Source organism: Corallococcus exercitus, from assembly GCF_003611585.1.
GTDB classification, from domain to species: domain Bacteria; phylum Myxococcota; class Myxococcia; order Myxococcales; family Myxococcaceae; genus Corallococcus; species Corallococcus exercitus.
On sequence record NZ_RAVW01000443.1, the window covers coordinates 1 to 7,722 of the forward strand.

Consider the following 7,722-nt stretch of genomic DNA (forward strand, 5'->3'; position numbering starts at 1 on the left):
AGAGACAGCCTCCCCCCGCCCCCCTCCACGGGCCACACCGCCACCAGCTCGTCCGCAAGCACCGTTCCACCCGCGTCGCGCCACAGCCCGCCCAGGGTGCTCTTGCCCGCGCCGGAGTGCCCCACGAACAGCGCGGCCCGGCCCTCGTGCACCAGCCCCACGCCGTGGATGAGCAGCCCGCCGCGCTTCGCCAGCGCGGACGCGAGCATCACCTTGATCACGTTCTCCACGGGGTATCGGCCGGATCCGATGACGTCCGCGTGGCTCCGATCCTGGGAGAGCACCGCGGAGTACCCGGCGCCCTCCACCCGCAGCGTGCCCGCATCACCAGGCTCCAGCCGGGGCAGCTCCTGCACGGTCGGCGGAGCACTCGGAACGGAAGGGGCCCGCATTACCAGCCGGGCATCGGCCTCCACGGCCTCCGGCGCGAGGAACGCGCCGAACATGCGCTGGAGCGGGCCGACGAGCGCTGCGTCCTCCACCTCCAGCGCCACCGTCCACCCGGCCAGGGTGATCCGGAGCGCGCCTTCACGGGGACCCGCCAGGGGGTCCCCGCCGTTCACGGCACGCACTCCGATTCGCCGGGGATGGTGCACGTGGACAGCTGCGCCAGCGCGACGAAGGGCTGCTCCCACAGGATGGCGGGAGGCACGTACGCGGCGGGCGTGGCCGGCGACTTCGGCACGGAGGGACCCGCGGGAGGCTGTGAAGGTCGTTGGCTCACGTGATGGCCCACCTAGAAGGGCACCGGGAAGGCGCAGATTCGACCATCCGAGGACCCGACATGCAACCGGCTTACGGTGTGATCGATGGTCGGCGTGCCGATGGCCTGCGCCGGGCCCACCGTCACCTGCCCGGAGTCGATGCCCGTCTCCAGCTCCAGCTGGTGCACCTTGCCATCCGAGCTGCCGACGTAGATGCGCGCCACGCCGTTCTGGTTGAGGGTGAAGGAACCGGCCGGGCCCGCGATGGCCGTCGACCACAACAGCACCGGCACGTTGGTTGCGTCCATCTCATAGCGCTCCACCTTGCCGTCCGCCGTGCTCACCACGAAGCCCCGGCCCAGGGGCCGCGCGAAGTGGGTGAACGCCCGCGCCGTGGTGGGCCGCACGGTGACCGTCCACGCAAGCGCGTACGTGGCCGGATTCACGCCGTACACCCGGCCGTCGTTGGCGGTGACCAGGATCTGGTTGCTCGTGGCGTTGCGGACCACGCCGAACTCCAGGTCGCCCAACGCCAGCCGCGCCACCTCCGCGCCCGTGAGGCTGTTGAGCACGCGCAGCGTGGCGGTACTCGTGCCCGACTTCGTCGCGACGTACAGCCGGTTCGTCGTGTAGTCCACCAGCATGCCGCCGCTCACCATGCCCAGGTCCCCGGGCCGGTAGCGCCAGATGAGCGCGCCCGTGGCCGCGTTCAGCGCGACCACCTGGTTCTGCGCGGACGTGTTGCGCGTCGCGAAGATCGCCAGGTCCACGTTGGAGAACGTCGTCCGGTACTCCGGGTTCGCGTAGTCCAGCAGCTGCGTCACCGGGAACGAGCTGATGTTCCCCAGGCCCAGCGTCGTGTTCTTCCACAGGAACTCACCCGTGGCCGCGTTGAGCACCGCCGGCACGCCGGCCTGGTCACCCACGACGATCCACTGCTGCCCGGGCCGGCCCAGCAGCGGCACCACCGGGAAGCGGCTGCCAATCAGGCCCGTCATCTTCACCGGCCGGAAGCGCTCCGCGCCGTCCTCGGACGGGTTCACCGTGTTCGTGAGCGAGCCCACCACGGAGTCGTTGAAGGAGCTGAAGATGCCCACGCCCAGCTCGGTGACGGGCTGCAAGAGCGAGGACAGGCCCACCGAGTAGCACCACAGCGGGTTGCCCGCCACGCGCGCCCGGGGCGTGGCCAGCAGGCCCTGCGAGGTGGGCTGGTTGCCCGGCCCGTACCGGAACTCATCATCCGCGTTGAACACGCGGTAGACGTACGTCGTGCCGTTCGTCACCGCCGTGTCCGTGAAGGACGACGCGGAGCTGAACTCGTCCGCGTACGCCACCGTCGCGTTGCCCAGCACGTCCCCCACCGCGTAGCGCACGCCGCTGGCCGGCGCGGCGTTCGGAGTCGCCCCCTGCGCGCGCAGCACCAGGGTGCCGCCATGGTTGAAGGGGTTGTCCCAGGTGAGCGTCACGCTGCCGTCGCGGGCCACGCCGGTGAGGCGCGCCACGTCCGGGGACGCGGTCACCGCGAGCAGCGTCATCGTCGCCTCGACGCGGATGCGCGGATCGTTCCAGCCCTGGTTCAGCTCCAACCGGTGGCGGAACGCCGTGTCCGCGGGGACGGCGGTGAAGCCCGAATACGTGATGCGGAAGGTGGCCTCGCCGCCCACCGGGATGCCGGTCTCCGACTCCCAGAGGTAGCCGGCCGCGTCCGAGGAGACGATCCAGTTCCCGAACGCCTGCGGGCCCGAAGCAGCCACCTGGAAGTAGTTCACCGCGGGCTTGAACAGCTTCACCTCGTAGATGGGCAGCGAGCCCCGGTTCTGCACCGTGTACGCCACCGTCACGGACGTGGCCGCGGTGGACATCGTCTCCTGGCTCAGTCGCACGCGGTGCTCCACGATGCGCCCCTTGCGCGCGGTGACCTGGTCCCCCGCCACCGCCGAGCCGTTGAGCGTCCCGTCCACCTGCGCCTGGAACTGGTAGCTGGCGCCGGGCGCGCCCGACACCTGATAGCGCCACGTGAACTGCGCGGAGGCCCCGGGCGCGAGCTGCGCCACGCTCTCCGGTGACGGTCCGGCCACGAGCGCCGCCGTCGCGGTGCCCAGGAGCACCGGCGCGCGCGGGCGCACCTGGGTGTACGAATTCGCGGTGGACGCGTTGAACACCGTCATGCGCAGCGTCACCTGATCGCCGCTGAACGCGTCCGCGACGTCCATGTCCGCCGTAGCGACCAGGTTGCCCACGTCCGCCACCGGAGAGTCCGCCAGCGGTGCGTTCACGCCGCTCGCGCGCGCCCGGACGCGCGCGGCCACGGCGCCCGCGGCGGTGGGCCGCAGGTTGACCACGAAGACGCCCGCGGACCGCACCGCCACGGCCTTGCTGCCGTCCTTGCTCACGGTGGTGAGGGGCACGCTGGTGGTGGAGGTGGGGTTGTCCACGGCCACGGAGTTGATCGCGGCGGTGCCGCGGTTCTCCACCACGACCCGCGCCACGGTGGCGCCATTGACCGCCAGCACGCGCGGCAGCAGCGTCACGTTCGTCGCCAGGACGGCGCGCGTCCACGCGGGCATGTTGGCGACGTTGTACGTGTAGCTCGTGCCGTCACACTGGTCACGGGCGTACGTGCCCGCCACGAGGCGCTCGGTGGCGCTGTCGTTGCTGCGATCCGCCGGGCCCACCACGCTCAGCACGAAGCGCGCGGTCTGGTTGCGCGCCAGGCCGCGCCCGTTGTCCACGCAGCCCAGCGTGGACTGGAAGGTGATGCGCCGCTCGTTGGCGTCGATGTACTCGACCTTCCAGTTCGGGTTCGTCTCCGCAGGCAGGCCCCCCAGCAGCTGGTAGCCTTCCGGGAGGACGAAGGACACCTCCGACAGGCGGGCGTCGAGCGTGGCCGCGGACGTGTTGGTCACGTCCACGACGAGGTCGGACGCGTCGCCCATCACCACGCGCGCGACCGACTCTCCGGCGGCGGGGACGGGACGCACGGTCCAGGTCTGGGAGAAGCCCACCGCGGGCAGCAACAGGGCGGCGAGCGCGAGGATGCGGACGTTCATGGCGTGCCTCACGTCACGGCTCCAGGGTGAAGGACGTGGCGGCCAGCTGCGCCCCATCCAGGAAGAAGCGCACCTGCCAGGTGCCCGTCATGCGCGCCATGGACACCGGCGTGCCCGCCACCGGCAGCGAATAGCGCAGCGTGCGCGTCTCCTCCGGCGGTGCCTCCACCGTCGCGCTCCGCTTCTCGTACGGACGCCCGCCCGGCGCGATGAACTCCACGTCCACCTGGCCCTTGCTCCGCACGCCGCTCACCACGAAGTCCACGTCCACCTGCTGCACCTCGGCCAGGGCCGTGGGCTCCGAACCGGCCCCCACCACCTCCGCGCTTCCGGAAGGAGGCGGCAGCACCACGGGTGGCGGCTCCTCGTCCGGAGGCGGCTCCTCGTCCACGGAGGCCTGGGGCGGTGGCCTCGCCACGCTCCCGCCGCCGGCCAGCACGTCCGTCGGCTCCACGGGGGTGACGGAGCCACTGCCCGGCCCCGGCTTCACGGCCGACGGCGGCGGCAGGGGGGACACCCCTTCCGAGCACGCCGACAGCATCACCGCACCCGCCAGCACCGCCACGAGCGCCCGCATCATGTGTCCTCCAGAGGCGCGGCACCGGCCGGCGCGCGCACTTCGTCCAACAGCCCCTGCCGCTGTAGCTCCGCCAGGAAGCGCAGCGTGTCGGTCAGCACCGGACCGACGTCGGTCGAAAATTCGGAAGCCACCTGCTCCGCCACCGCCCGGGCCGTGCGCTGTCCGTCGCACAGGGCCCAGATGCGCGCCGCCGTCGGGTTGAGCCCCCGCAGCGTGCGCCCCTCCGCGTCCAGCACCAGGAAGTCCGCGCCGAAGCCTTCCCCCGAGGTCCCCGCACGCCGCCGGGGAACGCTGCCTTCCTGGAAGCTCATGCGCGGCCCGTCCTTCCCAGCCACGCGGCCACCTGGCGCTTCACCGTCGCGCGCCAGCGGCCCACGAGCCGCGGCCCCACGTCCCAGCGCTCCACGTCCAGCAGCGCGCCGCCCCGGCGCACACGCCGGGCCCGCCCCAGGATACGGAAGAGAGGCAGCGGCGGATCTTCCGCGCCGCCATTGTCCCCGCGAAGCGCGCAGACGCTGCCGTCACACCAGCGCACCCGGTGCAGCACCAGCGAGGACTCGAAGCGCGCCAGCACCACCTCACCCGGGCGCGGCGCCTCCACCAGCGGCTCCACCTCCGCCACGTCCCCCGCGCGCAATGACGGCCACATGCTGTCCCCGGCCACGGGGATCCAACGCGGGCCATCGATCACGGAGGCGGGCTGGGGAGCGCTCGACATTGACGAAGCAATGTACCCCAACCTCTCAATGTCCGCGAATCTCCAAGCCTTCATTCCCCCAGCGATTCCCAGGACTTACGATGCTTAACACCTTTACTCCCGGGTTTTCAGGGAAGACAGGCCGCTCCCCTCCCCTCCGGCCAGGCGCGTCATGCCGGAGGGGGTGTTGGATCAGGAAGCGGGAGCGGCGGCCGGGGCTTCCGGCTGGGCGCGCACGGTGGCCGCGACGCTGTCCAGGGCCACCGGGATGGGCTCGCCGCCCGCCATGGGCTTGAGCTTCGCCTGGCCGCTCTGGCGCTCCTGCTCACCCAGCACCAGGGTGAAGCGGGCACCGGACTTGTCCGCGCGCTTCATCTGGCTCTTGAGGCTGCCGCCGCGCGTGTCGAAGTCCACCTTCAGCCCTTCGCGGCGCAGGCGGCTGGCCAGCGCCAGGCCCGCGTCCTGCGAGCCCTCGTCCGCCACGGCGATGAACAGGTCCGGCCGCGGGGTGAACGTCTTGCCGCCCTCTTTCAGGAGCAGCACCAGCCGGTCCAGACCCATGGCGAAGCCCACCGCGGGCACGTCCGGCCCGCCCAGGCCCTTCATCATCTTGTCGTAGCGCCCGCCGCCGCCCACGGTGCTGGCGGTGCCCAGCGCTGGGTGCGAGGCGATGAACTCGAAGACGGTGCGCGTGTAGTAGTCCAGGCCGCGCACCAGCCGGTGGTTCACCACGTACTTGATGCCCAGCACGCCCAGCTTGCGCTGCAGGTCCGTGAAGTGCGCGCGGCACGGCTCGCACAGGAACTCCAGCACGTTGGGCCCGGCCGCGGCCACCGCCTGGCACTTCTCGTTCTTGCAGTCCAGGACGCGCAGCGGGTTGCGCTCCAGCCGCTGCTGGCAGTCCGCGCACAGCTCCTCGCGGTGCGCGTTGAGGTACTCCACCAGCTTCGCGTGGTACGCGGGCCGGCAGTTGTCGTCGCCCAGCGAGTTGATGTTCAGGGTGACGTCCGTGAGGCCCAGGGCCTCCAGGAACTGCACCACCACGTCCATCAGCTCCGCGTCCTGCGCGGGCTCCTTGGCGCCGTAGGCCTCCGCGCCAATCTGGTAGAACTGGCGGTAGCGGCCCGTCTTCATCCGCTCGTAGCGGAACATGGGCCCCATGTAGAACCAGCGCGACACCGGCTCCTGGTTGCTCACCGAGTGCTCGATGTACGCGCGCGCCGCGGGCGCGGTGCCCTCCGGACGCAGGGACAAGCTGCGGCCGCCCTTGTCCTCGAAGGTGTACATCTCCTTGCCGACGATGTCCGTCTCCTCGCCCACGCTGCGCACGAAGAGGGCCGTGTCCTCCACCATCGGCGTGCGCACCTCGCCGTAGCCGAAGCGGCCGAACAGCGTGCGCGCGGTGGACTCCACGAACTGCCAGACCTCGATTTCGCCCGGCAGAAGGTCGTTCATCCCCTTCACGCCGTTGATCTTCTGGCTCACTTGATCTCCCCGATGCGCGTCCCCATGCGCACCACGGCTTCCGGCTGGAGGCTTTCATCCCAGCGCACGCGCCCGGGCTCGAAGCAGAGGATGACGGTGGAGCCCATCTCGAAGCGGCCCAGCTCGCCGCCCTTCTCCACCGGGATGCCCGCGCCGTAGCGGTGCACCTTGCCCGGCTGGCCCAGGTGCGTGGTGATGTCCTCGTAGGCCGCCTTGATGCGCGACACGCAGGTGGCGCCCACCTTCACCACCGCCACCTTGCCGGCCACGGTGTCCAGGTACGTCACCAGGCGCTCGTTCACGCAGAACAGCGACTGCTTGTTCTTCACCGAAGCGGGGTTCACCGGCCAGAACTCACCCGGGATGTACGCGTACCCGGTGATGGTGCCGCCCAGCGGCGCGTGGATGCGGTGGTAGTCGCGCGGCGACAGGTACAGCGTCGTCCAGGCGCCGCCGTGGAAGGGCTTCGCGGCCTGCGAGTCCCCCAAGAGCTCGTCCACCGTGTACTCGATGCCCTTGGCCTGCAGGCAGCGGCCGTTGTCCGAGTAGCCCACCTGGGACACCCGGCCGTCCACCGGCGACACGACGACCTTCTCACCGCCGTCCACCGGGCGCAGGCCCGGCTTGAGGCCGCGGGTGAAGAACTGGGCGAAGGTCGGGTACTTCTCCAGCGCGTGCTCCGCCTCCTCCATGTCCACGTTGTACGCCTTGGCGAAGGCGCGCATGGCCCAGTGGTGCACCGGCGCGGGCGCGGGCAGGCGCGTGGCCAGGCCCACCACGGAGGACACCGCCGACTTGGGCAGCACGCGCATCAACTTCATGAAGGTCTGTTCGTTCATCGAAGGTCGTCAGCTCGTCAGGAGAAAGAGGGGTTCACCGGCCGGCATCGTCCGGGGGCACCGCGCCGCCGTCCTCATAACGGCGCACGGTGCGCATGGCGCTCTTGGGTAACAGCGCCAGCACGCGGCCGTCTTCAATCACCAGCGACGTGTCGCGGTGGCTGGGGTACTCCAGCTGGCAGGACGCCCGGTCGCTCAGCTGCCAGGTGTCCCGCATCCCCCGCCCCTCCACCGTGACGGGCACGGAGCGGGTGAAGCAGCCCTGGAAGCCCGCCACCAGCTCGGAGGCCGGGGTGCCCATCTGGGGCCCGCCAATCACGCCGGCGTCCCCCAGGCCGGCGTCCACCGGCTCCGCTCGCTCGGGCTC

7 protein-coding genes and 2 pseudogenes are annotated in these 7,722 nt (G+C 71.2%); all 9 read right to left on the reverse strand.

Annotated features, from left to right (window positions below; translation table 11 throughout):
* Positions 1-563 (reverse strand): annotated as a pseudogene (locus tag D7W79_RS35155) (hypothetical protein); the annotation flags it as partial.
* Positions 560-685: a hypothetical protein gene (locus tag D7W79_RS45945; protein WP_276375526.1), complete on the reverse strand. Its 126-nt coding sequence runs from the start codon at positions 683-685 to the stop codon at positions 560-562. The pseudogene D7W79_RS35155 and the gene D7W79_RS45945, both read right to left, overlap by 4 nt.
* 51 nt (positions 686-736) lie before the next feature.
* On the reverse strand, positions 737-3,754 hold the full coding sequence (locus D7W79_RS35160; RefSeq protein ID WP_120529688.1) for an outer membrane protein assembly factor BamB family protein: 3,018 nt from the start codon (positions 3,752-3,754) through the stop codon (positions 737-739).
* A gap of 13 nt (positions 3,755-3,767) precedes the next feature.
* The gene (locus D7W79_RS35165) at positions 3,768-4,334 is read right to left on the reverse strand and encodes a hypothetical protein (protein WP_120529689.1); all 567 of its coding nucleotides are present in this window, start codon (positions 4,332-4,334) and stop codon (positions 3,768-3,770) included.
* Positions 4,331-4,645, reverse strand: coding sequence for a PqqD family protein (locus D7W79_RS35170; RefSeq protein ID WP_120529690.1), 315 nt, complete (start codon positions 4,643-4,645; stop codon positions 4,331-4,333). Before D7W79_RS35170 ends, D7W79_RS35165 begins: the two co-directional genes overlap by 4 nt.
* The gene (locus tag D7W79_RS35175) at positions 4,642-5,052 is read right to left on the reverse strand and encodes a S24/S26 family peptidase (protein ID WP_272491311.1); all 411 of its coding nucleotides are present in this window, start codon (positions 5,050-5,052) and stop codon (positions 4,642-4,644) included. The genes D7W79_RS35170 and D7W79_RS35175 overlap by 4 nt, the downstream gene beginning before the upstream one ends.
* Before the next feature lie 171 nt (positions 5,053-5,223).
* On the reverse strand, positions 5,224-6,486 hold the full coding sequence (gene hisS / locus D7W79_RS35180) for a histidine--tRNA ligase (RefSeq protein WP_244222143.1): 1,263 nt from the start codon (positions 6,484-6,486) through the stop codon (positions 5,224-5,226).
* A 26-nt stretch (positions 6,487-6,512) separates the two neighbouring features.
* Positions 6,513-7,355, reverse strand: coding sequence for an archaetidylserine decarboxylase (gene asd / locus D7W79_RS35185; RefSeq protein ID WP_120529692.1), 843 nt, complete (start codon positions 7,353-7,355; stop codon positions 6,513-6,515).
* A 34-nt stretch (positions 7,356-7,389) separates the two neighbouring features.
* Positions 7,390-7,722, reverse strand: a pseudogene (locus D7W79_RS35190) (hypothetical protein); the annotation flags it as partial.

What these genes read in the sequence shown, in the direction of transcription:
- D7W79_RS35160 (WP_120529688.1), bottom strand. Translation starts at nt 3,754, where the DNA reads ATGAACGTCCGCATCCTCGCGCTCGCCGCCCTGTTGCTGCCCGCGGTG.
- D7W79_RS35165 (WP_120529689.1), bottom strand. Translation starts at nt 4,334, where the DNA reads ATGATGCGGGCGCTCGTGGCGGTGCTGGCGGGTGCGGTGATGCTGTCG.
- D7W79_RS35170 (WP_120529690.1), bottom strand. Translation starts at nt 4,645, where the DNA reads ATGAGCTTCCAGGAAGGCAGCGTTCCCCGGCGGCGTGCGGGGACCTCG.
- D7W79_RS35175 (WP_272491311.1), bottom strand. Translation starts at nt 5,052, where the DNA reads ATGTCGAGCGCTCCCCAGCCCGCCTCCGTGATCGATGGCCCGCGTTGG.
- hisS (WP_244222143.1), bottom strand. Translation starts at nt 6,486, where the DNA reads ATGAACGACCTTCTGCCGGGCGAAATCGAGGTCTGGCAGTTCGTGGAG.
- asd (WP_120529692.1), bottom strand. Translation starts at nt 7,355, where the DNA reads ATGAACGAACAGACCTTCATGAAGTTGATGCGCGTGCTGCCCAAGTCG.